Annotated in this window: 21 protein-coding genes and 3 tRNA genes; 20 read left to right on the top strand and 4 right to left on the bottom strand. The window is 44.8% G+C overall.

What is annotated here, in order from left to right; all coding sequences use genetic code 11:
* The first annotated feature begins 7 nt into the window (after positions 1-7).
* The 3 genes from parE (at position 8) to parC (ending at position 5,476) form a co-directional block, all read left to right on the top strand.
* Positions 8-1,894, top strand: a complete 1,887-nt coding sequence (parE, locus tag H5073_RS02930) for a DNA topoisomerase IV subunit B (protein WP_182676804.1) — start codon at positions 8-10, stop codon at positions 1,892-1,894.
* Between the two features lie 116 nt (positions 1,895-2,010).
* Positions 2,011-3,171, top strand: a complete 1,161-nt coding sequence (locus tag H5073_RS02925; protein WP_182676802.1) for a sorbosone dehydrogenase family protein — start codon at positions 2,011-2,013, stop codon at positions 3,169-3,171.
* Positions 3,164-5,476: a DNA topoisomerase IV subunit A gene (gene parC, locus H5073_RS02920; protein ID WP_182676800.1), complete on the top strand. Its 2,313-nt coding sequence runs from the start codon at positions 3,164-3,166 to the stop codon at positions 5,474-5,476. Before H5073_RS02925 ends, parC begins: the two co-directional genes overlap by 8 nt.
* Positions 5,477-5,702: 226 nt before the next feature.
* Here the strand turns inward: parC and H5073_RS02915 are convergent, their stop codons facing one another.
* Entirely contained in the window at positions 5,703-5,894 is a 192-nt protein-coding gene (locus H5073_RS02915; protein ID WP_182676798.1) for a bacterioferritin-associated ferredoxin, read from the bottom strand.
* A gap of 186 nt (positions 5,895-6,080) precedes the next feature.
* On the opposite strand from H5073_RS02915, the gene H5073_RS02910 reads away from it, so the two are divergent.
* The gene (locus H5073_RS02910; RefSeq protein ID WP_182676796.1) at positions 6,081-6,416 is read left to right on the top strand and encodes a DUF3392 domain-containing protein; all 336 of its coding nucleotides are present in this window, start codon (positions 6,081-6,083) and stop codon (positions 6,414-6,416) included.
* Positions 6,417-6,503: 87 nt separating this feature from the next.
* Here the strand turns inward: H5073_RS02910 and H5073_RS02905 are convergent, their stop codons facing one another.
* The 3 genes from H5073_RS02905 to rsgA form a co-directional block, all read right to left on the bottom strand.
* On the bottom strand, positions 6,504-7,226 hold the full coding sequence (locus H5073_RS02905; RefSeq protein ID WP_182676794.1) for a glycerophosphodiester phosphodiesterase: 723 nt from the start codon (positions 7,224-7,226) through the stop codon (positions 6,504-6,506).
* A 161-nt stretch (positions 7,227-7,387) separates the two neighbouring features.
* A complete protein-coding gene (gene asd / locus H5073_RS02900) occupies positions 7,388-8,257 on the bottom strand; it encodes an archaetidylserine decarboxylase (RefSeq protein ID WP_182676793.1) in 870 nt (289 codons plus the stop codon).
* A gap of 38 nt (positions 8,258-8,295) precedes the next feature.
* Complete coding sequence (rsgA, locus tag H5073_RS02895) at positions 8,296-9,357, bottom strand: small ribosomal subunit biogenesis GTPase RsgA (RefSeq protein ID WP_182676791.1); 1,062 nt, start codon at positions 9,355-9,357, stop codon at positions 8,296-8,298.
* A gap of 108 nt (positions 9,358-9,465) precedes the next feature.
* On the opposite strand from rsgA, the gene orn reads away from it, so the two are divergent.
* From orn to H5073_RS02815, 16 genes are all read left to right on the top strand, one after another.
* The gene (orn, locus tag H5073_RS02890) at positions 9,466-10,011 is read left to right on the top strand and encodes an oligoribonuclease (protein WP_182676790.1); all 546 of its coding nucleotides are present in this window, start codon (positions 9,466-9,468) and stop codon (positions 10,009-10,011) included.
* A gap of 204 nt (positions 10,012-10,215) precedes the next feature.
* A tRNA-Gly gene (locus H5073_RS02885) sits at positions 10,216-10,291 on the top strand.
* A 343-nt stretch (positions 10,292-10,634) separates the two neighbouring features.
* Positions 10,635-10,710, top strand: a tRNA-Gly gene (locus tag H5073_RS02880).
* Between the two features lie 81 nt (positions 10,711-10,791).
* A tRNA-Gly gene (locus tag H5073_RS02875) sits at positions 10,792-10,867 on the top strand.
* A 723-nt stretch (positions 10,868-11,590) separates the two neighbouring features.
* Positions 11,591-12,046: a hypothetical protein gene (locus H5073_RS02870; protein ID WP_182676788.1), complete on the top strand. Its 456-nt coding sequence runs from the start codon at positions 11,591-11,593 to the stop codon at positions 12,044-12,046.
* Positions 12,047-12,223: 177 nt separating this feature from the next.
* On the top strand, positions 12,224-12,682 hold the full coding sequence (gene tsaE / locus H5073_RS02865) for a tRNA (adenosine(37)-N6)-threonylcarbamoyltransferase complex ATPase subunit type 1 TsaE (RefSeq protein ID WP_182676786.1): 459 nt from the start codon (positions 12,224-12,226) through the stop codon (positions 12,680-12,682).
* Between the two features lie 2 nt (positions 12,683-12,684).
* Positions 12,685-14,058, top strand: coding sequence for an N-acetylmuramoyl-L-alanine amidase (locus H5073_RS02860; protein ID WP_182676783.1), 1,374 nt, complete (start codon positions 12,685-12,687; stop codon positions 14,056-14,058).
* 6 nt (positions 14,059-14,064) lie between these two features.
* Positions 14,065-16,023 carry a DNA mismatch repair endonuclease MutL gene (gene mutL / locus H5073_RS02855; protein ID WP_182676781.1) on the top strand — a complete coding sequence of 653 codons (1,959 nt, stop codon included), beginning with the start codon at positions 14,065-14,067 and terminating at the stop codon, positions 16,021-16,023.
* Positions 16,016-16,942 carry a tRNA (adenosine(37)-N6)-dimethylallyltransferase MiaA gene (gene miaA, locus H5073_RS02850; protein ID WP_182676779.1) on the top strand — a complete coding sequence of 309 codons (927 nt, stop codon included), beginning with the start codon at positions 16,016-16,018 and terminating at the stop codon, positions 16,940-16,942. Before mutL ends, miaA begins: the two co-directional genes overlap by 8 nt.
* Before the next feature lie 83 nt (positions 16,943-17,025).
* A complete protein-coding gene (gene hfq, locus H5073_RS02845; protein ID WP_182676777.1) occupies positions 17,026-17,295 on the top strand; it encodes an RNA chaperone Hfq in 270 nt (89 codons plus the stop codon).
* Positions 17,296-17,318: 23 nt separating this feature from the next.
* Entirely contained in the window at positions 17,319-18,626 is a 1,308-nt protein-coding gene (gene hflX / locus H5073_RS02840) for a ribosome rescue GTPase HflX (RefSeq protein WP_182676775.1), read from the top strand.
* A gap of 32 nt (positions 18,627-18,658) precedes the next feature.
* Positions 18,659-19,819 (top strand): FtsH protease activity modulator HflK, encoded by a 1,161-nt coding sequence (gene hflK, locus H5073_RS02835; protein ID WP_182676774.1) that lies wholly within the window; start codon positions 18,659-18,661, stop codon positions 19,817-19,819.
* Positions 19,820-19,822: 3 nt separating this feature from the next.
* Complete coding sequence (gene hflC, locus H5073_RS02830) at positions 19,823-20,719, top strand: protease modulator HflC (RefSeq protein ID WP_182676772.1); 897 nt, start codon at positions 19,823-19,825, stop codon at positions 20,717-20,719.
* 453 nt (positions 20,720-21,172) lie between these two features.
* Positions 21,173-21,763, top strand: coding sequence for a ubiquinol-cytochrome c reductase iron-sulfur subunit (petA, locus tag H5073_RS02825; RefSeq protein WP_182676770.1), 591 nt, complete (start codon positions 21,173-21,175; stop codon positions 21,761-21,763).
* Complete coding sequence (locus H5073_RS02820) at positions 21,763-22,977, top strand: cytochrome bc complex cytochrome b subunit (RefSeq protein WP_182676768.1); 1,215 nt, start codon at positions 21,763-21,765, stop codon at positions 22,975-22,977. Before petA ends, H5073_RS02820 begins: the two co-directional genes overlap by 1 nt.
* Positions 22,977-23,672 carry a cytochrome c1 gene (locus H5073_RS02815; RefSeq protein ID WP_182676766.1) on the top strand — a complete coding sequence of 232 codons (696 nt, stop codon included), beginning with the start codon at positions 22,977-22,979 and terminating at the stop codon, positions 23,670-23,672. Before H5073_RS02820 ends, H5073_RS02815 begins: the two co-directional genes overlap by 1 nt.
* The last annotated feature ends 70 nt before the right edge of the window (positions 23,673-23,742 follow it).

Here is a 23,742-nt window from a genome sequence, read left to right as displayed (position 1 = left end):
GTAGACTATGACCAATCAATATACCTCTGACGCTATTGAAGTCCTCAATGGACTTGACCCTGTAAAACGCCGTCCAGGTATGTACACAGATACCACTCGTCCTAACCACTTAGGCCAAGAAGTCATAGACAACAGCGTCGATGAGGCTTTAGCAGGTCATGCCAGCAAAATTGAAGTGGTACTTCACAGCGATAATTCCTTAGAAGTTACCGATGATGGTCGTGGCATGCCGGTGGATATTCATCAAGAAGAAGGCATGTCAGGGGTTGAGCTGATTTTAACTAAGCTTCATGCTGGCGGTAAATTTTCCAATAAAAATTATCAGTTTTCAGGTGGTTTGCACGGAGTAGGGATCTCTGTGGTGAACGCCTTGTCTAAACGAGTGGAAATCACTGTTAGGCGTGATGCTCAAGTCTATGAGATGGCATTTGAACATGGCTTTAAAGTTGAAGAGCTAACGATTACGGGCACCTGTGGACGGCGCAATACTGGTACTAGGGTGCAATTTTGGCCAGACCCAAGCTACTTTGATTCTGCGAACTACTCCCTTACTAAACTTATCTATTTATTGCGTGCTAAAGCCGTGCTCTGTCCTGGACTTAGAATTAAGTTCACCAATAAGCAAAATGGTGAGATCCACGAGTGGTGCTATGAAAGTGGCTTAACAGATTACCTGCAAGAAGCGGTTAAAGGCTCAGTGTTATTGCCGCCTGACCCATTTGTTGGCAGCTTTAAAGGTGATTTGGAAGCCGCAGATTGGGCGGTAACTTGGCTGCCAGAAGGCGGCGAAAGTATCTTTGAAAGCTATGTAAACCTTATTCCGACACCTCTTGGCGGCACCCATGTAAATGGCTTTAGGCAGGGCTTACTTGAGTCGATGCGCGAGTTTTGTGAGTTCCGAAACTTAGTGCCTCGCGGGCTTAAATTGTCACCAGAAGATATCTGGGACAAGGTGTCTTACGTTCTATCTATCAAGATGCAAGACCCGCAATTTGCCGGGCAGACCAAAGAAAAACTCTCCAGTCGTCAATGTGCGGCGTTTGTTTCAGGCATAGTGCGCGATTCTTTCTCGCTGTGGCTCAATAGCAATATTGAACTGGCTGAGCAACTGGCAGAGTTGTGCATCAGCAGTGCGCAGAAACGTTTAAAAGCCGCTAAGAAAGTCGCCCGCAAGAAGGTGACTTCGGGTCCCGCACTACCGGGTAAACTCACTGACTGTAGCGGTCAAGACCCCATGCGTGGTGAGCTATTTTTAGTGGAAGGTGACTCGGCTGGCGGCAGCGCCAAACAGGCCAGAGACCGTGAGTTTCAGGCTATCATGCCCCTAAGAGGTAAAATCTTAAATACTTGGGAAGTCGATGCCTCACAAGTGCTGGCTTCTCAAGAGGTCCATGACATTTCAGTTGCTATTGGTTGCGATCCTGATAGCGATGATATTTCAGAGCTGCGTTATGGTAAGATTTGCATACTTGCAGATGCTGACTCCGATGGACTTCATATTGCTACCTTGTTATGTGCTTTATTTTTAAAGCATTATCGGGTGTTGGTTGAGAAAGGCCATGTGTACATTGCCATGCCGCCATTGTTTCGTATCGACATCGGCAAAGAAGTGTTTTATGCCTTAGATGAAGGCGAAAAAGCGGGGATCTTAGACAGGATCACCGCCGAAAAGAAAAAAGGTAAAGTTCAAGTTACTCGCTTCAAGGGACTAGGTGAGATGAATCCTCTGCAACTGCGGGAAACCACTATGGATCCCAATACTCGTCGCTTGGTGCAATTGACCATAGATGAGCCGCTGCAGACTGACGCCATGATGGATATGCTGTTGGCGAAGAAGCGCTCGTCTGATCGCAAACTCTGGTTAGAGAATAAGGGCGATTTGGCGCAGGTATAAGTGTTTTTCTGATTAATTAGGGCCTGTTGATTTTTCAAATATTACTCAGCAAGGTTTAATAATCCCCTAATTAACTTAATAAAAACAGAATTTTATATAGGTAGTAGAATATTCATATGGGTCAAAGAACGACTAAAGACCATAACCAGTGGCATACAATATATACCAGTGTCACCTGTTTGTTATTGGGTCTATTTCAGAGCAGTCTAGCCCTAGCCTCGCAACCTGTGATGATAACCGTCACTAAAGGTTTCGGGCTTTCTTTGTATGCCTCAGATATTGGTGATGCTAAGCAGATGGCGCTCGGTGATGAAGGCACTTTGTTTGTGGGTTCACAAAAAGATGGCAGCATACACGCACTGGTAGATAGCGATAACGATGGTCAAGTCGATAAACGTTATGTGATAGCTAAGGGACTTGAATACCCAGAGGCAATCGCTTTTTATAAAGGTGACTTGTATGTTGCCAATGAAGAGCGAGTACTGCGCTTTGAAGATATTGAAAGCCGCTTGCGCCGTCCCGCAAGGCCAAGAGAAATTTATTCTGGCTTGCCAAGCATGGAAAAAAAGCACGCCAGGGCCATGGGCTTTGGCCCAGATGGCCGCTTATATATTGCCATCAGTTCACCTTGTAATGTGTGTGAGTCGCCAGCGCCTTTTGGCAGTATTATTGCGGTCAATGTCGACTCTGGTGCCAGTGAACAAATCGCCTTAGGCATTCGTACTGTGACAGGTTTTGATTGGTCACCGAGCACAGGGCAGTTATTGTTTGCCGATCAAGGCCGCAATTGGATGGGGGACAACCTGCCATTTGATGAAATTAATCGTGTTGAAGTCACAGGTAGTCATTTTGGTTTCCCTTATCTGCACGGTAAAAACGTGGTTGAGCCTGCTTACGATAAACCCGAAAACCTCAATATCAGTTTGCCAGAATTTGAGTTGCCCGCTCACGTCGCCCCTACAGGGCTGCATTTTTACCGCGGCACCCAATTCCCTAAACGTTACCAAGGTAAGCTTTTTGTCGCCGAGAATGGTTCATGGAACCGCTCCAGCAAAGTCGGTTATCAAATTGTGATGTTAAATATGGAAGATGGGCTTATTCGCTCTCGAGAAACTGTAGTCAGTTTTCTAGATGGTGAATTCCCAGTCGCAAGGCCTTACGCGTTATTGACCGCACCAGATGGTGCTATGTTTATTTCAGACGATCTGAAAGGCAATGTCTATCGCTTGTATTACAAAGGTTCAGACGCACCGCAGGAAGAAATAGAAAATGAGTGATGCGATAAATTTAAGCCTTGATGGCGTGGAGCAAATGCCACTACGCCGTTTTACCGAAGAAGCCTACCTGAATTACTCCATGTACGTCATCATGGATAGGGCCCTGCCTCATATAGGTGATGGCCTAAAGCCGGTGCAGCGCCGTATTATATATGCCATGAGTGAGCTGGGGTTATCGGCACAATCTAAGCATAAAAAGTCCGCTAGAACTGTTGGTGACGTATTGGGTAAATATCATCCTCACGGTGATAGTGCTTGTTATGAAGCCATGGTGTTGATGGCGCAGCCGTTTTCTTATCGCTATCCTTTGGTAGACGGACAAGGTAACTGGGGAGCACCGGACGATCCAAAATCCTTCGCCGCCATGCGTTATACCGAAGCCAGGTTGTCTAAATTTTCAGAGGTGTTACTCAGCGAGCTAGGCCAAGGCACTGTGGATTGGGGTGATAACTTCGATGGCACCATGAAAGAGCCTAAGACCTTACCGGCACGTTTACCGCATATCCTACTCAATGGCATTACCGGCATCGCCGTAGGCATGGCAACTGACGTGCCGCCACACAATGTGCGTGAATTGGTAGCTGCCTGTGTTGAATTACTGGATGAGCCTAGGACAGAGCTTGCCCGTTTATTGGAAATCGTCCCTGGGCCTGATTATCCCACAGAGGCTGAAATCATCAGCTCAAGTGCTGATATCGCCAAGATTTATGAGACAGGCCGCGGCTCTATTAAAGCCCGCGCTGTATATACCTTAGAGCAAGGCGAAATCATTATTACTGCACTGCCACATCAGGCGGGTAGCGGTAAGATTCTCGAGCAAATCGCCAACCAAATGATCGCCAAAAAGCTGCCTATGGTGGCTGATTTACGTGATGAATCAGATCATGAAAACCCTGTACGCTTAGTGATAGTGCCACGCTCAAATCGGGTTGATTGTGAACAACTGATGGCGCACCTTTTTGCTACCACGGATTTACAGAAAAGCTTTAGAGTCAACCTTAACGTGCTGGGCCTAGATGGCCGTCCGCAAGTCAAAGGCCTTAAGGAAATGCTCAGCGAATGGCTAGTTTACCGTGTGGCTACTGTCACCCGCAGACTGGAATATCGTTTAGAGAAAGTACTGGCTCGACTGCACATTCTTGATGCCTTATTGATTGCCTTCTTGAACATAGACGAAGTGATAGAAATTATTCGTCATCAAGAAGATCCTAAGAGTGAACTTAAGGCACGCTTTAATTTAACCGACAAGCAAGCTGAGGCTATTTTAGATTTAAAATTGCGTCACTTAGCCAAGCTTGAAGAATTTAAGATTACTGCTGAGCAAGAAGAATTAGCCGCAGAGCGAGACAAATTGCAGCTTATTCTAGGTTCAGAGCGGCGCCTAAAAACCTTAGTGAAAAAAGAGCTGATTGCTGACGGCGAAACCTATGGCGATGCCAGACGCTCACCCATAGTCGAGCGCAGTGAGTCAAAGGCATTAACCCAGCAGGAGCTTACGCCAACAGAAGCGGTCACAGTAGTGTTATCGGAAAAAGGCTGGGTGCGCTGTGCCAAGGGGCATGATGTGGACGGCCAAGCGCTGTCCTATAAGAGTGGTGACAGTTATCTCGGCAGCGCCATAGGTAAGAGTAATCAAGCTGCGGTGTTTATTGACTCCAGCGGCCGCTCATTCGCGACAGACAGCCATACTTTACCTTCCGCCAGAAGCCAAGGTGAGCCGATCACCACCCGCTTTAATATGGCGCCAGGTGAGAGCATGCAACACGTTCTCATGGGCGATGACGACCAGCGCTATTTGATGGCATCAGATGCAGGTTATGGTTTCATTTGTAGCTTCTCCGATATGGCTAGCCGCAATAAAGCCGGTAAGGCACTACTGACATTGCCAGAAAATGCCCAGTCCTTGATGCCAAAACGTATCGATAGCAGTCAATCACCGAGTATCTTAGCCATCACCAATGAAGGGCGGATGTTGATGTTTGAGCTGGATGCATTGCCGCAGTTGTCTAAAGGCAAGGGCAATAAAATTATCGGCATTCCATCGGAGCGCTCAAAAAACCGTGAGGAGCTATTAGCGCATCTGTGTTTAGTCCCTGCAGATTGCAGCGTGACCTTGTGGGCAGGTAAGCGCAAGCTCACCTTGAAACCCAGTGATTTAGAGCATTATCGCGGCGAACGTGGCCGAAGAGGCGCTAAACTGCCAAGAGGCTTACAGCGAGTCGATAGTGTGGATATTGAAGCGTCATCGCTATCCATTGAACTTGAAGACGGCGAGCCACACATTAGCGATGATAGCCCAAGCTAAGATTTATTCAGCTCTTTGCTGAACACTTAAAATGCTGCCTAAGGCAGCATTTTTATTGGAATAAATCTGAGTTCATGGCATGCAAGAGTGACGTTAAATACCTGATAAAGCAACGTGAGTCGATAATATCATCGTTACTGTGGGGGATGGGCGTGGAGACAATGAAGCTTGGAGATATTTAGAAGCCATTAAAGCAAAGCGAGCGATTTGATTGTTTGGGTAAACCTTAAGCGACTTCGTAGAAGTGAGGCTCGATTGCCACTTGGTTTTGGATGATCTGCGTCGCCATACGAGCACATTTGCCGCATTGATCGGCAACACCTAGACGTTTTTTTACATCGGCCAATGAACTGTCACCCTGACCAACGGCTTGTTTGATCTGAGTATCAGTTATCGCATGGCAAAGGCAAACGTACATATCAGGTCCTTAAACATAGGTAACAAGTGATAATAAACGGTTTTTAAATAAGCGCTTATTGACAGTAATGGCATTCTAAATGAAAACAGTTATCATTGCTAATAACTTTTTAGGTAGAAAACGCGACTTTTTGTCATAAAGCGGTTATTAGTATTGGCTTGAATAAAAAATAGGGGAAGCAGCAGTATGTTTGACAGTTTGATCAGGTTGTTAAGCCAGTTTGGACGATTTTTATATCCGTACATGAATGATATCGCAGTGGCGATTGTGGCGTGTTTGATTGTGATTTTTGGCAGCAGAATAAACCGTCTATTGAGAAGCTCCCTTGCGGGTTCGGGCTTTATGGTGCGGACGTTAGTGTTTATCTTGGTTAATGCCTTTGGCTATGGTGTGGCGATTGTGGCACTGAGTCCAATGTTAGCAGGACAGTTAAAGTCGATACCGAGCCAATGGTTAGGATTGGTTATCCTGGCTACCTTTATTGCCATTGGTGCATGGGCGCAGCGCAATAACCAAGTATAAACGGCTGAGGACTGATGATTTAGCATGAGTCTTTTGAGTGTGAACTTTTTGAGCATAAGTTTGAATTAACCTTAATTGAAATTGAGATTATTCAAACCAGTGGCGATAATCAGCCGGTGTTTTTTGCGTTAGCGCAAGTTTGGCCTTATCGGGGTAATTACTGAAAATACCATCGACGCCTAAGTGTTTGAGTGCGCGAATATCATCGCCATCATCGACGGTATACACGTACACCTTAAGTCCTCTGGCGTGGGCGTCAGCGATTAAAGCTTGATTGATAAAGCCAATGTCGAGATTGATGGAGTAAGCGTTAAGCTCAGTGCCGACTTGGGCTAAATTGAGCGGAATGCCAGCAAGTAGCGGGGCAACGTGACACTGAGGCAGGGCCTGTTTCACTTGGGCAAGATACAAATGATTAAAAGAAGAGGCTAGCAGCTGCTCTGGCTTGAAATTAAGCTCCTCGATGGCCTTGGTATACATGGCAATAAAAGGGCCAACGCAGCCTATCCCTTTAAGCTCAATATTGACTATGCAACGGGCTGCAACAAGGGTTAGCACTTGCCACAGGCTAGGGATTGGCTCGCCTTGCACGCTGAGTTTGCTTAAATTTTTTAAGGTTTGCTGATGTATTAACCCCTTGCCATTACTTTTCCCTGCCAAGTGGCGATCGTGAAATACCATCAATTCCCCTTCAACATTATGCACATCGAGCTCTATGGCTTCAGCATTAAGAGCGAGGGCTTTATCGAAGGCGATGAGAGTGTTTTCAGGTGCATAACCACTGGCACCGCGATGGGCGAATATCAGCATAATATGAGTTAGATTAATGAAGGTATTTGCTTATCCTAAGTGAAGTGCTTAGTACTGGCAAACAAAAGCCAAAGTATTAATTATCGGAGTTTCAGTGGGAGTTAACGTGAGAATGAAAACACCCCACAGCGGCTGCGGGGTGTGAACAGCTTAATTAGCCTTTACTTACTTTTATTTAGATTGGCAAATTTTTGGCCCATGCGAGTGGTCTCACCTGGGGCAACGCCTGGGGCGAAGGTATCAATAGCATCTTGGGCGAATAACATTACCACTGTGCTGCCAAGTTTAAAGCGGCCCATTTCGGCGCCTTTTTCTAAGGTTAGTGCTTCAGTGCCCGTGGTTGGGTATTCCCAAGTAAAGACTTGCTTACCCGCAGGCGGCGTCACAGTGCCAGCCCACACAGTTTCTATACTGGCAACAATAGTCGCACCGACCAATACCATGGCAAGTGGGCCCACTTGGGTTTCAAAAATCGCCACCACGCGCTCGTTACGGGCAAACAACCCTGGCACATTTTGCGCCGTTAATGGGTTAACCGAAAACAGCTCACCTGGGACATAAATCATCTTAGACAGGGTGCCAGTGATTGGCATGTGGATACGATGGTAATCTTTCGGTGCTAAGTAGATACAAGCAAAGTCGCCGTTGTCGAAACGCATCGCATCTTTCTCATCGCCGCCTAATAGCGCAACCGATGAATACTGATGACCTTTAGCCTGCACGATTTGGCCCGCTTCAATGGGACCGCGTTGGCTTACAGCGCCATCAACGGGATGCACCATGATGCCGTCTTCTTGGCAAAGAGGGCGAATGCCGTCTTTTAAGGCACGAGTAAAAAATTCATTGAAGCTGGCGTAGGCTTTAGGATCGCTCTGAGCTGCTTCTGACATATCAATTTTGTATTGCTTGATAAACCAGTTGATAAAGGCTTGAGTCAGGGCGCCTGCTTTGGCTGCGGCGAATTTACCTACAAGGCGAGACACTAAGTGTTTTGGCATTATGTACTGCAATGCAATTTTTACTGAGTCCAATTGGATCCCCTTTCTATCTTTTAAATTGAGATTAAGTATTATTCGTCGGCATTACGAAAATGTCTTGCATGTCTTTGTTCATCTAAACTAGCAATGATTTTATGGTAATTATCGAATCTGTCTTGGGTGATTTTACCCGCAGCAAGGGCTTCTTGCAGGGCGCAACCGGGATCGTCGCCGTGTTTGCAATCACGGAACTTACAAGTGCCGATAAAATCACGAAACTCTACAAAACACCAGCCAACGCGGGACGCAGGTAAGTGCCACAGGGCAAATTCTCGCACCCCTGGGGAGTCAATCAAATCGCCGCCACTTTGGAAATGCAATAATTTAGCCGTGGTGGTCGTGTGTTGACCCAGACCTGAGTTACCTGACACATCGCCCACTATTAGCTCGGCATCTGGCATGAGAGCATTGATAAGCGATGATTTACCCACACCGGATTGCCCCGCAAAGACGCTGACTTTATCCTTGAGTAAATCTTTTATGTCATCGACGCCTTCACCTGTGTGACTACTGATGAAATACACCGGATAGCCAATGGCCTTGTATCTTGCTAAGGCCGCTTCGATTTCAGGGCGGTTTTCATCGGTCAGCAAGTCGGTTTTATTTAAGATAATTACCGCAGGAATATCGGTATCTTCACAGGCAACTAAATAGCGGTCGATGATCTGAGTGGTAAAGCTTGGTAACACAGACGAGACAATTAAAATCTGGTCGATGTTTGAAGCGATAATCTTAACGCCGTCGTAGAGATCGGGGCGCGTCAGTGAAGAGGTTCGCGGATGCACGGCGATAACTATGCCGCCAATGCCTGAGCTTGAATGTTGCTCAGTCGCAAGACGCACAATCACTTTATCGCCAGTCACTAAACTGGTGACAGCGCGGCGAATATTACAGCGCGCAGTTGCACCATCTTGAGTCTCAATATCGGCGTGTTGGCCAAAGCGCGAGATAACAACGCCAGCCTGCTCAGGACCTAGCAAATTGTCTTGCAATTCACTGGTGCTATCTTGAGTTTGGCTGCGTTTAAGTCGCTTGCTTTGATTATCACGCATGCGTCGCAGTTGGCCTTGGCTTAGGGGTTTCTTTTTACTCACAGGCTAATCTTCACCAAATAGGTTTTTTTGTGCTTCAAAAAAACAGTATGATACACCCTCTTTGGTAAAAAAGCCTGAATTTAGGCATAGACATATATAGGCGGACTTATGACAGCGGATGCAAATAATCTGATTTGGGTTGATCTTGAAATGACAGGCTTAGAGCCTGAGGTAGATGTTGTCATAGAAATTGCCACAATAGTGACAGACTCTGAACTTAATATCTTAGCCCAAGGTCCAGTGATAGCGATTCATCAAAGCGATGCAACGTTGGCGAAAATGGATGACTGGAATCAAAAGCACCATGGTCAATCAGGTTTAATTGATAGAGTTAAAGCAAGTCAGTTCTCTGAAGCTGACGCTGTTGCACAAACCATTGAATTTTTAGCCCAGTATGTGCCAAAAGGCGCCTCACCTATGTGCGGTAACAGTATTGGTCAAGATAGACGTTTCTTGAACAAATACATGCTCGAGCTAGAAGAATACTTCCATTACCGCAATGTGGACGTAAGCACGATTAAGGAGCTGGTTAAGCGTTGGTCACCAGAAACCATGAAAGGCTTTACCAAGCAGGGCACTCACCAAGCATTGCAAGATATCCAAGAGTCTATCGCCGAATTGCAGTTTTATCGCAAGGAAGTATTTAAAATTTAACCAATCAGACAGTTTTTTTAAAATTAGGGGTTGCAGCAAAGTAAATATTCCCTATAATGCGGCCTCAACTTTCTACAGAGTGGCAACTCTGAATAATAGAAAACTGAAGTTTGAAAGTTTGAAAGTTTGAAATGCGACATTAGCTCAGTTGGCATAGGTTGAAAGACGATACCTTGCGAATTGCTATAAATGAAGCAAAGATAGGCGACATTAGCTCAGTTGGTAGAGCGATACCTTGCCAAGGTATAGGTCATCGGTTCGAACCCGATATGTCGCTCCAAATTTTGAAAGCGATAATTAGCTCAGTTGAGTTGATTATAAGTGCCGATACCCACTTTCTTTTCAAGCTAGAAGTGATAAAAAGCGTCATCGGTTCGAACCACTCTTTAGTAGGGATGGTCGCTCAAAATTTTAGAAAGTTAAATTGATCTGCGACATTAGCTCAGTTGGCATAGGTTGTAAGACGATACCTTGCAAATTAGTTAAAAAAGCAAAAAATACGCGACATTAGCTCAGTTGGTTGAGTGATACCTTGCCAAGCTAGAAGTAATAACGGCGTCATCGGTTCGAACAGCTCTTTAATAAGAGAAGGTCGCTCCAAATTTTAGAAAATAGATAGATCTGCGACATTAGCTCAGTTGGTAGAGCGATACCTTGCCAAGGTATAGGTCATCGGTTCGAACCCGATATGTCGCTCCAAATTTTAATGATGTGATCTTCATGTCATCGGTTCGAACCACTATTTATAAGAGCTGGTCGCACCAAAATACCAAGTTTTATGCGACATTAGCTCAGTTGGTAGAGCGATACCTTGCCAAGGTATAGGTCATCGGTTCGAACCCGATATGTCGCTCCAATCTCTTGTTAATTGCCTCTGTTAATTACCTCTGTTAAAAGTCATTAGCTCAGTTGAGTTTGTTGTAAGTGTGATACCCTCTTTCTTGCCAAGCTAGAAGTGATAACAGCGTCATCGGTTCGAACCACTCTTTACAACAGAAGGTCGCTCAATCTTATGTTAATCTCCTATGTTAATTACCACTGTTAAACGTCATTAGCTCAGTTGAGTTTGTTGAAATAGTCGATACCATTTCTGTTTGCTAAGGCATAGGTCATCAGTTCGAACCACTCTTTACAAGAGCAGGTCGCTCCAGTCTTATGTAAAATCCCTTATGTTTCCAATCTTCTTCAGTACAACCTTTAATCTAAATTGCCAAATACACAAGATTAGTTCAGCCCCTTCTTCAGTTAACACTTAATCTGCTCCATCTATTTCTCAATCGTGAACGTTAATCGCCGTTGTTGTGCCTGTTTATTGGCTAAGCCCCTGCGAAATAAGTTGATGATAATGAACTTGGTAATAGCACTTGTGCTGGCAAATGTGAGTAGCGGCCAGGCTTGTCGCCAGCCGATGCTAAAGGTGAAAGCTATGGCGATGATGTTGGTTAGATTTGTGGTAGGTTAAACGTGATCGGCTTCAAATCAATTATGTGAGCAATCACTGATACTTAAGGGGACGAGATGTTAGGCAGGATAAGAGTTTTACGTCCGCCTTTGAGTTTAACTTAATGAGAACATAATCATGCGTATTCAACAGCTCAGTGAACTGCTTAAGCTTATTGCCAGCGGTAGATTGGAGATGAAAACTTTATATCGCCGCCTAAGTCAGCATGTGGATTCGACTCGAGTAAAAATGGTTTTAGACTATTTGGGAAAAAACCAACAGCAAGCCCATGATGCACTGGCGCGTTATCTCGCAGAGGCACCTACACGTATTTTAGGTACTTGGTATGATGGCGTTGTGTTTGAAGATTTTTCCAAGCGCTGTAAAGCCATAAACCTTGCGCCTAACGCTAACGATGAGGATGTGTTGGAATTACACTTGGATTTAGAAAATCGGTTATTAGCTTTGTTGCAACAGGGAGCAGACTTAGCCCCAACTCAAGAAATTCGTAGCGCCTTATCTGAATTAGTCGCAGTGGAAAAAAACCAGCAGCGACGCTTAGTTCATAACGTGCAGCGGATGGAAGACATTTAATCCCTCTTTGCATACCCGCAGCGTGATTAGATAATTAATAGATGGCAATTGGTTTTGTCTATTTACTTTAAAGAAAGGATATCGGAGGGAAATATCCATTGTTGCTGTGGGTTTTAACTGTGGGTTTCTGGTATATTTAGCCACTTTAGTTTTTAGTGGTAATGAGCCTAGAAGAAAATGACAGTGTTGATAAAAGATCTTCCCGATGAACAAGCCAGTGTCGCCATGGGCCAAGCCATTGCGAAAGGGTTGACACCGCCATTCACCCTGTATTTAACGGGCGAGCTTGGGGCGGGGAAAACCACCTTAAGCCGAGGGGTTATTCAGGCTCTAGGCCATCAAGGCGCAGTAAAAAGCCCGACCTATACTTTGGTTGAACCCTATGAATTAGGCGATATTGAGGTGTTTCACTTCGATCTTTACCGAGTTGCAGATCCAGAAGAGCTTGAGTTTATGGGGATCCGTGATTACTTCAATAGCAACAGTGTCTGCTTAGTTGAATGGCCAGATAGAGGCTTTGGTATGTTGCCAGAGGCTGACTTGCACATAGATTTAAGTTATAAAGGCTTACAAAGACAAATAAAAATAGCAGCCAAATCTGCGGCAGGGCAGATAATTTTGAATAATTTAAAATAATAATGAATCATAGAATTATCGTCACTCAAATCTTATTCGGCCTATTGTTGAGCTCGGCTAGCCTAGCGGCTTGGGCCAGTAATAAGCTAGACAGCGTGCGTATATGGGCTGCTCCGGAGTCAACACGGGTCGTTTTTGACTTAACTCAGGCACCTAAATACGCCGATTTCACCCTTAGTGAACCTCATAGATTAGTGGTTGATTTAGCCGATACTCATCTTGGGGTTAATTTGGCTAAAGTTGCCAATAACAGTAAGTTAATCAAAAGTATTCGCTACAGCACCCCGCCGAAAAAAGGCACCTTACGCTTAGTTTTAGATTTGCATAAACCCGTTAAAGCCAATTTGTTTTCGCTACCGCCTACCGCGCCTTATGGTAATCGCTTAGTGGTAGATTTAGATGATTCAGCTGCAGGACAATTGGCAAGCTCTAGTTCGAGCTCAAGCAGTTCAAGTCCCACTAATTTAACTTCATCTAGCCAAGGTTTGAGAGATGTGGTCATCGCCATTGATGCCGGTCACGGTGGTGAAGACCCCGGCTCCATAGGCCCTTCGGGGATCCATGAAAAGCGAGTGGTGCTTGAAATTGCTAACCGCTTAGCTGCCAAAATTAATCAAACTCCAGGTATGCGGGCTGTGATGACCCGTCGTGGTGATTATTTTGTTAATTTGAATAAACGTTCTGAACTTGCGCGAACCAGTAAAGCGGATTTACTTATTTCAATTCACGCCGATGCATTTACCTCTCCTAAGCCTCAGGGCGCCTCAGTGTGGGTGTTGTCTATGCGCCGCGCTAACAGTGAAATTGGTCGCTGGCTTGAGCAAAAAGAAAAACACTCTGAGCTGCTGGGCGGCGCGGGTGAAATTATTCAAAATACTGACAGCGAGCAATATCTTGCAATGACCTTGCTGGATATGTCGATGAATAGCTCTATGGCCATCAGCCATGCTATTGCAGGGGATATATTAAAAGATTTGAACTCAGTGACTAAGCTGCATAAACATAAGCCCGAGGCAGCAAGTTTTGCTGTGCTAAAGTCTCCGGATATTCCGTCTATTTTGGTGGAAACAGGCTTTATTTCTAATCCCTATGAAGAGCGTCAGCTTAAAAGTGGTGTGTATCAAGATAAATTGGCTAGAGCGATACATTCTGGCGTCTTGAGGTATTTCGCTAGCAATGCGCCCAGCGATACCGTGCTTGCTAAAAGAGGTGTTAGCAATAGTGTTGGTAGCCAAAAACATAAGGTTGCCCGCGGAGAGTCGCTTTCAGTGATTGCCCAGCGCTATCAAGTGAGTGTTGGACGATTAAAACAAGCCAATAACCTTAAATCAGATGTGGTGCACGTGGGTCAAAACCTTGTGATCCCGAGAGCTTAGCAGATTATGCCAATTCATATCTTACCACCTCAACTTGCCAACCAAATCGCTGCGGGAGAAGTGGTAGAAAGACCTGCGTCTGTGGTGAAAGAATTGGTGGAAAATAGCTTAGACGCTGGTGCGACTCGGGTCGATATTGAGATAGATAAGGGCGGCAGCAAGCTTATTCGTATACGAGATAACGGCTCAGGTATCCCCAAAGAGGAATTAGCCTTGGCGCTGTCTCGTCATGCAACCTCAAAAGTGCACAGCTTAGATGACTTAGAAGCTATTTTAAGTTTTGGTTTTCGGGGGGAAGCATTGGCCAGCGTTAGCTCAGTGTCCCGCCTTACGTTAACCTCAAAAACCGCTGAGCAGACAGAAGCTTGGCAAGCTCACGCCGAAGGCTCACAAATGGATGTGAGTCTAATGCCTGCGGCGCACCCACAGGGTAGCACTATAGAAGTGGTGGATTTGTTTTTTAACACCCCAGCCAGAAGACGTTTCCTTAAGAGCGATAAAACTGAATTTACCCATATCGATGAATGGCTAAAGCGCATCGCAGCTGTTCGTACTGATATCCATTTCAGTTTGACCCACAATGGCAAAGTGGTACGGCAATATCGGCCGGCTAATACTGAAATTCAGTTGCAGCAAAGGTTGGCGCAAATTTGCGGTCGAAGTTTTGCAGAGCAAGCCATTAGCTTGGACTGTGAACATGACGGTCTAGTGCTTGAGGGGTACATTCAGTCGCCCCATGACAACAGTGTTTCTGATACCAGCTACTTTTATGTCAACGGCCGACTGGTGCGAGATAAACTGGTTAACCATGCGGTGCGCCAAGCCTTCGCCGAGCATCAATGGCATCAACAGCCATCTTATGTACTTAAACTCACCTTAGACCCACATCAAGTGGATGTGAATGTGCATCCCGCTAAGCATGAAGTGCGTTTCCACCAGAGCCGCTATGTGCACGATTTTATTCTGCAGGCGCTGCAATCGGCATTGGCTCAATTACCAGAAAAGGCGCTAGCTAAAGCTCCATCTGTTGAATATCCACTAAATCAAAATACCCAATTGGACGATGAGATTGCTGCTAGCACCGAAGACTTTAGCTGTGGGAGTTCTAGTTCTGGCTCTGGTTTTAGTTCTGCTCGTAAGGCCAGTGCTGGCGTATCGCAATTTGGCCGTATTTCAGCTTCGCAAAGTGAGTATCGCCCACAAACATACAGCAGTCATTCTAATCATGGCTATTCAAATAGTGCCCATAGCACTTATTCAAGCTCTGCAACAGTTTCAAGGCGTGCGGTTGACGGCTATGCTCAATTATTAACAACCCCGGAACTTGTGACTCATCCAAATCACAATGGCGCACTCAATGAGAGTTTAAGTGAGCAAGTTAAGCCACCCATCAATAGCGTTAATGAATCTCAAGTGGGCCAAGCTCAAGCTGCTACCCAAGTTTTAATGCCAGCTGTGCTTGCTAAGCAATACTGGGTATTGCCTCAAGGGGAGCGTTTAAGTTTGTTAGCACTGCAGGATGTGGCGCTATATTTACGACAAAAAGAAATCAATAATAAGTTACCAACTGGGCTTGTGAGCCAGCCGTTATTGATGCCAGTTGCGGTAAAAGCGGATAAACATTGGGTCGATATCCTCCAAGAAAGAGAGGCTTTACTCAGACAATTGGGATTAGAGCTGACAATTCGCTATCAGCAGTTGATTATTAAGAAAGTGCCCCCATATTTGAGAGAGAGCCAGCTAGCCGTGCTGATCCCTGAATTATTACAATGGATTGAGCATCAAGTGCCTGCAATGCCTGCATTAAGTGCTTGGCTTGCAACACACGCTCACAAGCATGAACAAAGCTTAACGGACATATGGCAAGGATTTTGTTTATTATCAGAGCCTGAGCAGCAAGATCTGTTAGAAAAGGCTAAAGTATTACCTTGGCAAGCATGGTTAAAAGAGAGTTTGAGTGAATAACGCATCACAACCAAAAGTATTGTTTTTAATGGGGCCTACGGCTTCAGGAAAAACCGCTTTAGCCATCGAAATGGCGCAAAAGCATAATTGTGAGATTATTTCTGTCGACTCGGCGTTGATCTATCGGCAGATGGATATTGGCTCGGCCAAACCCAATGCTGCAGAACTTGCACTTGCACCACATAAGTTGATCGACATTTTAGATCCAAGCGAAAGTTACTCGGCAGCAGATTTCAGGCGTGACGCTATCGCTGAGATTGAAGCGATTATCAAAAGAGGCAAGACGCCACTCTTAGTCGGTGGCACCATGATGTATTTCAAAGCACTGCTGGAAGGCTTATCACCTTTACCCAGCGCAGATGAAACTATACGTCAACAAATTCAAACCCGTGCCGATACAGAAGGTTGGGAAGCTCTGCATCAAGATTTGTGCAATATTGATCCTGTGGCTGGTGCAAGGATACACCCCAATGATCCCCAGCGTTTATCTAGAGCGCTTGAAGTGTTTTATATCAGTGGCAAAACCATGACTGAGTTGACTCAGACTAAACCTGCCGCCTTACCCTATGACGTGGTGCAATTTGCGATAGCACCACTTGATAGGAAAGTACTACATGAATTGATTGCTAAACGCTTTACAATCATGATCGAGCAAGGCTTTATTGAAGAAGTTAAGACCTTGATGGCGCGAGGAGATTTACATTTAGATTTACCTTCGATGCGCTGTGTGGGCTATAGGCAGTGCTGGCAATACCTTGAAGGTGAGTTCGGCTATACGACTATGGTCGAAAAAGCCACTGCCGCTACTAGGCAATTAGCGAAACGTCAATTAACATGGTTACGTGGTTGGCCTGATGTGCATTGGCTAGAAAGTGGCGATAAAAGTAATTTAGTTACACTTCAACAGCAAAGCGGCTAGCTTATTCGTCCTTGCTGTATAATACTAAAACTAAACAATAAAACAGATTTCTGATTCTTTATAAAATAAAAAAGGAACATCCAATGGCTAAGGGGCAATCTTTACAAGACCCATTTTTGAACGCTTTGCGTCGTGAACGTGTACCAGTATCAATTTACTTGGTAAACGGGATCAAACTACAAGGTCAGGTTGAGTCTTTCGATCAATTTGTGATCTTGTTGAAAAACACAGTAAGCCAAATGGTTTACAAACACGCCATTTCTACCGTGGTGCCGTCACGTCCATTGAACGTTACAGCGCATCAAGGTACCCAGCCTGGCTATGTTCAGCACGATGATGCGCCTGCTGAATAAACAGCCTAGAAGGAATACACTTTTTGTTTGATCGTTACGAGTCTGGAGAGACTGCGGTACTGGTTCATATTGATTTTTCTGACGATGAACGTCGTGAAGATCTTGTGGAACTGCAACTGCTAGTTGAATCTGCAGGTGCTCGCTCCGTTGGAGTGATCACTGGTAGTCGTCGTGCGCCTGATCGTAAGTTTTTTGTCGGTACAGGTAAAGCGGAAGAACTGGCAGCCATGGTTGCTGCCACCGAAGCTAAAGTGGTGATTTTTAATCATGCCTTAAGCCCAGCCCAAGAGCGAAATCTCGAGCGGGTGTGCCATTGCAGGGTATTAGATCGCACTACATTAATTTTGGATATCTTTGCCCAACGAGCTCGAACTCACGAAGGTAAGTTACAAGTGGAGCTAGCGCAACTGCGTCACATGTCAACGCGTCTTATTCGTGGTTGGACTCACCTTGAACGCCAAAAAGGCGGTATAGGCATGCGAGGCCCAGGTGAAACTCAGCTGGAAACTGACAGACGTTTACTTCGTGGACGGATTAAGAATATTAATCGCCGCCTCGAAAAAGTCGATAAACAGCGTGAGCAAAGCCGGCGTTCAAGAAAACGCAGCGATTTAGCAACTGTCTCTTTGGTTGGCTATACCAACGCAGGTAAGTCTACATTATTTAACGGTTTAACAAGTTCAGAGGTGTATGCCGCTGACCAATTGTTTGCCACACTAGATCCTACCTTGCGTAAATTAGATTTGCCCGATGGAGCGGTGATTTTGGCCGATACCGTGGGTTTTATTCGTCATCTGCCTCATGACCTTGTTGCTGCCTTTAAGGCGACGCTGCAAGAAACGCGGCAAGCAGAGTTATTGCTGCATATTGTTGATTGTGCCGATGACAATATGAAAGACAATTTCGATCAAGTGCAAGATGTACTTAAAGAAATTGATGCCGATGAGATCCCGCAGTTGGTGGTATGCAACAAAATCGACCTGTTGGAAGATTTTGCTCCACGGATTGATTACGCTGAAGATGGTAGTCCAGAGCGGGTATGGTTATCGGCTCAAAAAGGCTTAGGTTTTGATTTATTGCTGCAAGCCATTACAGAGTTAGTCGGTAATATCGTGCTTGAATTGATCCTTAAAGTGCCTGCCACTGGTGGACATTATCTAGGACAACTGTATAAGCTTGATGTCATTGAGCAAAAAGAGTACGACGATTTAGGTAATTGTATTGTGAAAATACGTTTACTGGATGCCGATTGGCGCCGCATGATTAAGCAGAGCCAAGGCGAATTAGAGACATTTGTTTTTGAAGCCTCAGAAACAGATGTTATTTTGTAATATCATTATTTCATCCACTTATGGAGTGTTAAATGGCTTGGAATGAGCCCGGTAACAAGGGTAAAGACCCTTGGGGAAATAAAAGTAATAACGACAAAGGACCACCGGATTTAGACGAGGTGTTCCGTAATTTATCGAAGCGATTCGGTGGCAGTGGCAAAGGTGATGGCGGTTCAGGCGCTTCATTTAGTACTGCAGGCTTTGTCATTTTCGCGGTTATCGCTTTGGTTGTTTGGGCCGCTTCAGGTCTATATACCATCAAGGAAGCGGAACGCGGTGTGATGCTGCGTTTTGGTCAATTCCAAGAAGAAGTGGGCCCAGGTTTGCATTGGAAAGCCACCTTCATTGATGAGGTTTACCCTGTTGATGTTGAGACTGTACGTTCAGTGCCAGCCTCAGGCAGCATGTTAACTTCAGATGAAAACGTGGTTAAAGTCGAACTAGATATTCAGTATCGCGTACTTAACGCTTATGAGTACCTATTTAGTGCGGTTGATGCTAACGAAAGCTTACGTGAAGCGACAGACAGTGCCCTGCGTTACGTTGTGGGTCATAATCGCATGGATGATATCTTGACGACAGGTCGTGATGCTATTCGCCGTGACACTTGGAAAGAGCTTGAGCTTATTCTTGACCCCTACAAGCTAGGTTTAGTGATTGTCGACGTCAACTTCTTGCCTGCTCGTCCTCCTGAAGAAGTGAAAGATGCGTTTGATGACGCAATTTCAGCTCAAGAAGATGAACAGCGCTTTATTCGTGAAGCTGAAGCTTATGCTCGTGAAATTGAGCCAAAAGCTCGCGGTGAAGTACAGCGTATGTTCCAGCAGGCCAGTGCTTATAAGCAACGTGAAGTATTAGAGGCTGAAGGTAAAGTCGCGCGCTTTGAGAAGCTATTACCTGAATATAAAGCTGCGCCTGAAGTTACCCGTAATCGCCTATATATAGATGCAATGCAAGTTGTGCTTGCTGACACCAATAAGGTACTGGTTGATACTAAAAACAGTGGCAACATGATGTACCTACCATTAGATAAAATGATTAATCAAGGTTCGAGAAATAAACCTACTAGTGCGCAAGTTGAAGCGCATGTGAACTCTTTGTCTACGGGTGTTAACAGTACAAACTCTAGCAATAGCATGAGCTTAGACGGACGTATGTCTCGTGAAGCACGTACTCGCCAAGGGAGGGAGTAATCCATGGGTAGATTTGGATTAGTGATTTTAGTGGCGGTATTAGGCTTAAGCTTATCGTCAATTTTAGTGGTTACTGAAGGTGAGCGGGCTATCGTGTCTCGCTTTGGTAAAGTGCTTAAAGATGATATAGATGGCCAGTTAATTACCCGTGTTTTTGCACCTGGTATACACTTTAAAATCCCTGTTATCGACAAAATTCGTCATTTAGATGCGCGTATTCAGACCTTAGATGGTGCCGCTGATCGCTTCGTGACATCAGAGAAAAAAGATCTTATGGTCGACTCTTATGTGAAGTGGCGTATTAGTGATTTTGAAAAGTATTACTTGTCCACTAATGGTGGTATCAAGGCCAATGCTGAAACCTTGTTACAGCGTAAAATCAACAACGATTTACGCACCGAGTTTGGTCGCCGTACTATCAAAGAGATTGTGTCTGGTAAGCGTGATGAATTACAAACTGATGCGTTGGCAAATGCATCTGAAAGTGCTAAGGATTTAGGCATTGAAGTGGTTGATGTGCGTGTTAAGCAGATCAACTTACCAGCTAATGTGAGCAACAGTATTTATCAGCGTATGCGCGCCGAGCGTCAAGCGGTTGCCAAAGAGCATAGAGCTCAAGGTAAAGAGCAAGCTGAAATTATTCGTGCAACCATTGATGCTAATGTGACGGTAAAAATTGCTGAAGCTGAGCGTAAAGCATTGACCACTCGTGGTGAAGGTGATGCGCTAGCGGCAAAAATTTATGCTGATGCCTACAGTAAAGACGTTGAATTTTACAGCTTTTTACGTAGCTTAGAAGCGTACAAAGAAAGTTTCGCTGGCAATAATGACATCATGGTACTTGAGCCTGATAGTGATTTCTTTAAGTACATGAAATCGATTTCAGGTAAAGGTAACTAAGCTAGTTGGACTAGTTTGTTGACCCATTTAGCGTTTAAATTGAAAAGCCCGACTTGTCGGGCTTTTTTGTATCTGCTCATTAAGGTGGATGAAATTTGCTCGTATAATGATAAATTTATTCTCATTATTGGTTTTTTTGTGATTTAGGTGGCAACTTGACTAAAAAGTTATTTTAGATACTGCTTATTAAGTTGTTCTCATAAAATTCAATGACTTAATTTAATTTATTGGTTGTTTACTGGTTTTTTTATCCGATATTTAGCCAAAAGGCTTATCTCTAATACCCCATTATTAGCAATATCCTTAACTTAGTTGTGTGTTTTCTCTATGATCTGCTTCTAGTTTTTAGCTATAATGAGCACCGCCTCAAACTAAGATTTTAGCGTTTAGTGATCCTAAAGCCGCTAAAATATTGAACTATAAAAATTCCAACACCCTCTGGGAGATAAGTGGATGAGCAATGCGCCAGTCGATACCGGACGTCGCAGATTCCTGACAGCCGCAACCGCCGTAGTAGGTGGTGCTGGTGCCGTCGCTGTAGCGGTTCCTTTCATCAAGTCATGGAATCCGAGTGCCAAAGCGAAAGCTGCAGGTGCACCGGTCGAAGTAAATATCAGTAAAGTAGAGCCAGGTCAGTTAATTCGTGTCGAATGGCGCGGCAAGCCTGTATGGATTGTCCGTCGTACTGAAGAAGTGCTAAATCAATTGCCTTCTTTAGATGACCAATTACGTGATCCTAACTCTGAAGAAATGCAGCAGCCTGCCTATGCAAGCAATGCTGTGCGTTCAATTAAGCCTGAGTATTTCATTGCCGTCGGCATTTGTACTCACTTAGGTTGTTCACCGACTTATTTACCAGATACCTTTGGTGAGCAAGTACAGGGGATAACTTCTGGCTTCTTCTGCCCATGTCATGGTTCTAAATTTGATATGGCTGGACGCGTGTTCTCAGGCGTTCCGGCGCCATTGAACTTAGTGATCCCACCGCATCAGTACATCAATGATGGCTTAGTCATCATAGGTGTAGACCAAGGAGCGGCATAATGATTAAAGGTTTAATTGATTGGATTGACGAACGTATCCCAATGACGGCGACTTATAATCGCCACGTTGGCCAATATGCGACGCCAACTAACTTCAACTTCTGGTACTTCTTTGGCTCGCTAGCCATGTTAGTACTGGTAAATCAGCTACTAACAGGTATCTGGTTAACCATGAACTATATCCCTTCAGCAGAGGGTGCTTTTGCTTCTGTTGAATACATAATGCGTGATGTTGAATACGGCTGGTTGCTGCGTTATATGCACTCCACCGGTGCTTCAGCATTCTTCGTGGTGATCTACCTGCACATGTTCCGTGGTTTAATTTACGGTTCATATCAGAAACCACGTGAGCTGTTATGGCTATTCGGTATGTTGATATTCTTGGTGCTAATGGCAGAAGCCTTCATGGGCTACTTGCTGCCTTGGGGGCAGATGTCCTACTGGGGCGCTCAGGTAATCATCTCCTTGTTTGGTGCTATCCCTGTTATTGGTGATGACCTGACACTGTGGATCCGCGGTGACTATGTTATTTCAGGCGCTACCTTAAATCGTTTCTTTGCCTTACACGTTATCGCTCTGCCATTAGTGTTAGTGGTACTGGTGTTCTTGCATTTAGTGGCATTGCACGAAGTGGGTTCAAACAACCCTGACGGTATCGAGATTAAGAAGAATAAGGACGAGAATGGCTGGCCTTTAGATGCAGTACCTTTTCACCCTTATTACACAGTTAAAGACATCATGGGTGTGGCTGGTTTCTTGATTTTCTTCTGTTATGTGTTGTTCTTCATTCCAGAAGGTGGTGGTTATTTCTTGGAAGGTCCTAACTTCGAAGCGGCTAACCCGATGAAGACTCCTGAACATATTGCGCCAGTTTGGTACTTCACACCTTTCTACGCCATTTTACGTGCTATCCCTGATAAATTATTAGGTGTGGTGGCAATGGGCTTGTCGATTGCTGTGTTATTTGTATTGCCTTGGCTTGATCGCTGTAAAGTGAAATCGGTTCGTTACCGTAGCCTGACTCACAAGTTGAACATTGGTCAATTTGCAGTGTCATTCATTGTGCTAGGTTATTTAGGTGCCGTACCTGCAACACCTGAGCTAACTATCGCTGCACGTGTGTTCACTGTGACTTATTTTGCCTTCTTCCTATTGTTATGGATTTACAGTAAGAATGAACAAACTAAGCAAGTTCCAGCGAGGTTGACGCACTAATGAAAAAACTACTTATTGCTTTAGTGACCTTGTTACCTAGCTTGGCTATGGCTGCGGGTGGCAATGCTCACTTAGAAGATGCTAATGTTAACTTACACGACACTGAATCATTGCAACGTGGTCTAGGTCTGTTTCAGAACTATTGTTCAGGCTGTCATAGCACTCAATATCAAAGATATGAGCGCGTTGCCACAGATTTGAACATTCCAGTTGATGAAATGCGCAAAAACTATATGTTTACTGATGCTAAAATTGGTGAGCTTATGGAAAATGCCATTCCTACTGCAGATGCTGCAAATTGGTTTGGCGCGGCGCCACCAGATTTGACCCTAGTTGCAAGGGTGCGTGGTGAAGACTGGGTTTATTCATACCTTAAGGGCTTTTATGCAGATGAAAGCCGTCCTTTTGGGGTGAATAATACCGTGTTCCCATTAGTGGGTATGCCTCATGTACTTGAAGATCTACAAGGTATAGCTGTTAAACAAGAAGATGGCACTTTTGTGGTTTCTGGTGGCAAGTTAACGGCTGAGGAGTACGATCAAGCAGTACGTGATATCACTGGCTTCTTGGTTTATTCTGCTGAACCTGTGAAGCTTGAACGTAAGGCTATGGGTGTGTGGGTACTTGGATTCCTGTTTATTTTCTTTATCATTGCTTATTTGTTGAAGAAAGAATACTGGAAAGATGTGCACTAGCCATCAATAACGGGTAAAATACATTATCCGCATACTGTAAACGGGGGGCTTAGCCCCTCGTTTGTTTTGT

Source organism: Shewanella sp. SR44-3, from assembly GCF_014163735.1.
Taxonomy (GTDB): Bacteria; Pseudomonadota; Gammaproteobacteria; order Enterobacterales; family Shewanellaceae; genus Shewanella.
The sequence above is the reverse complement of the archived record's forward strand: the minus strand, read 5'-3'. Positions and strand labels throughout refer to the sequence as shown.

What these genes read in the sequence shown, in the direction of transcription:
- hflK (WP_182676774.1), top strand. Translation starts at nt 18,659, where the DNA reads ATGGCTTGGAATGAGCCCGGTAACAAGGGTAAAGACCCTTGGGGAAAT.
- H5073_RS02915 (WP_182676798.1), bottom strand. Translation starts at nt 5,894, where the DNA reads ATGTACGTTTGCCTTTGCCATGCGATAACTGATACTCAGATCAAACAA.
- H5073_RS02870 (WP_182676788.1), top strand. Translation starts at nt 11,591, where the DNA reads ATGCGTATTCAACAGCTCAGTGAACTGCTTAAGCTTATTGCCAGCGGT.
- H5073_RS02815 (WP_182676766.1), top strand. Translation starts at nt 22,977, where the DNA reads ATGAAAAAACTACTTATTGCTTTAGTGACCTTGTTACCTAGCTTGGCT.
- parC (WP_182676800.1), top strand. Translation starts at nt 3,164, where the DNA reads ATGAGTGATGCGATAAATTTAAGCCTTGATGGCGTGGAGCAAATGCCA.
- H5073_RS02820 (WP_182676768.1), top strand. Translation starts at nt 21,763, where the DNA reads ATGATTAAAGGTTTAATTGATTGGATTGACGAACGTATCCCAATGACG.
- hfq (WP_182676777.1), top strand. Translation starts at nt 17,026, where the DNA reads ATGGCTAAGGGGCAATCTTTACAAGACCCATTTTTGAACGCTTTGCGT.
- hflC (WP_182676772.1), top strand. Translation starts at nt 19,823, where the DNA reads ATGGGTAGATTTGGATTAGTGATTTTAGTGGCGGTATTAGGCTTAAGC.
- petA (WP_182676770.1), top strand. Translation starts at nt 21,173, where the DNA reads ATGAGCAATGCGCCAGTCGATACCGGACGTCGCAGATTCCTGACAGCC.
- H5073_RS02860 (WP_182676783.1), top strand. Translation starts at nt 12,685, where the DNA reads ATGAATCATAGAATTATCGTCACTCAAATCTTATTCGGCCTATTGTTG.
- orn (WP_182676790.1), top strand. Translation starts at nt 9,466, where the DNA reads ATGACAGCGGATGCAAATAATCTGATTTGGGTTGATCTTGAAATGACA.
- H5073_RS02925 (WP_182676802.1), top strand. Translation starts at nt 2,011, where the DNA reads ATGGGTCAAAGAACGACTAAAGACCATAACCAGTGGCATACAATATAT.
- parE (WP_182676804.1), top strand. Translation starts at nt 8, where the DNA reads ATGACCAATCAATATACCTCTGACGCTATTGAAGTCCTCAATGGACTT.
- H5073_RS02910 (WP_182676796.1), top strand. Translation starts at nt 6,081, where the DNA reads ATGTTTGACAGTTTGATCAGGTTGTTAAGCCAGTTTGGACGATTTTTA.
- mutL (WP_182676781.1), top strand. Translation starts at nt 14,065, where the DNA reads ATGCCAATTCATATCTTACCACCTCAACTTGCCAACCAAATCGCTGCG.
- H5073_RS02905 (WP_182676794.1), bottom strand. Translation starts at nt 7,226, where the DNA reads ATGCTGATATTCGCCCATCGCGGTGCCAGTGGTTATGCACCTGAAAAC.
- tsaE (WP_182676786.1), top strand. Translation starts at nt 12,224, where the DNA reads ATGACAGTGTTGATAAAAGATCTTCCCGATGAACAAGCCAGTGTCGCC.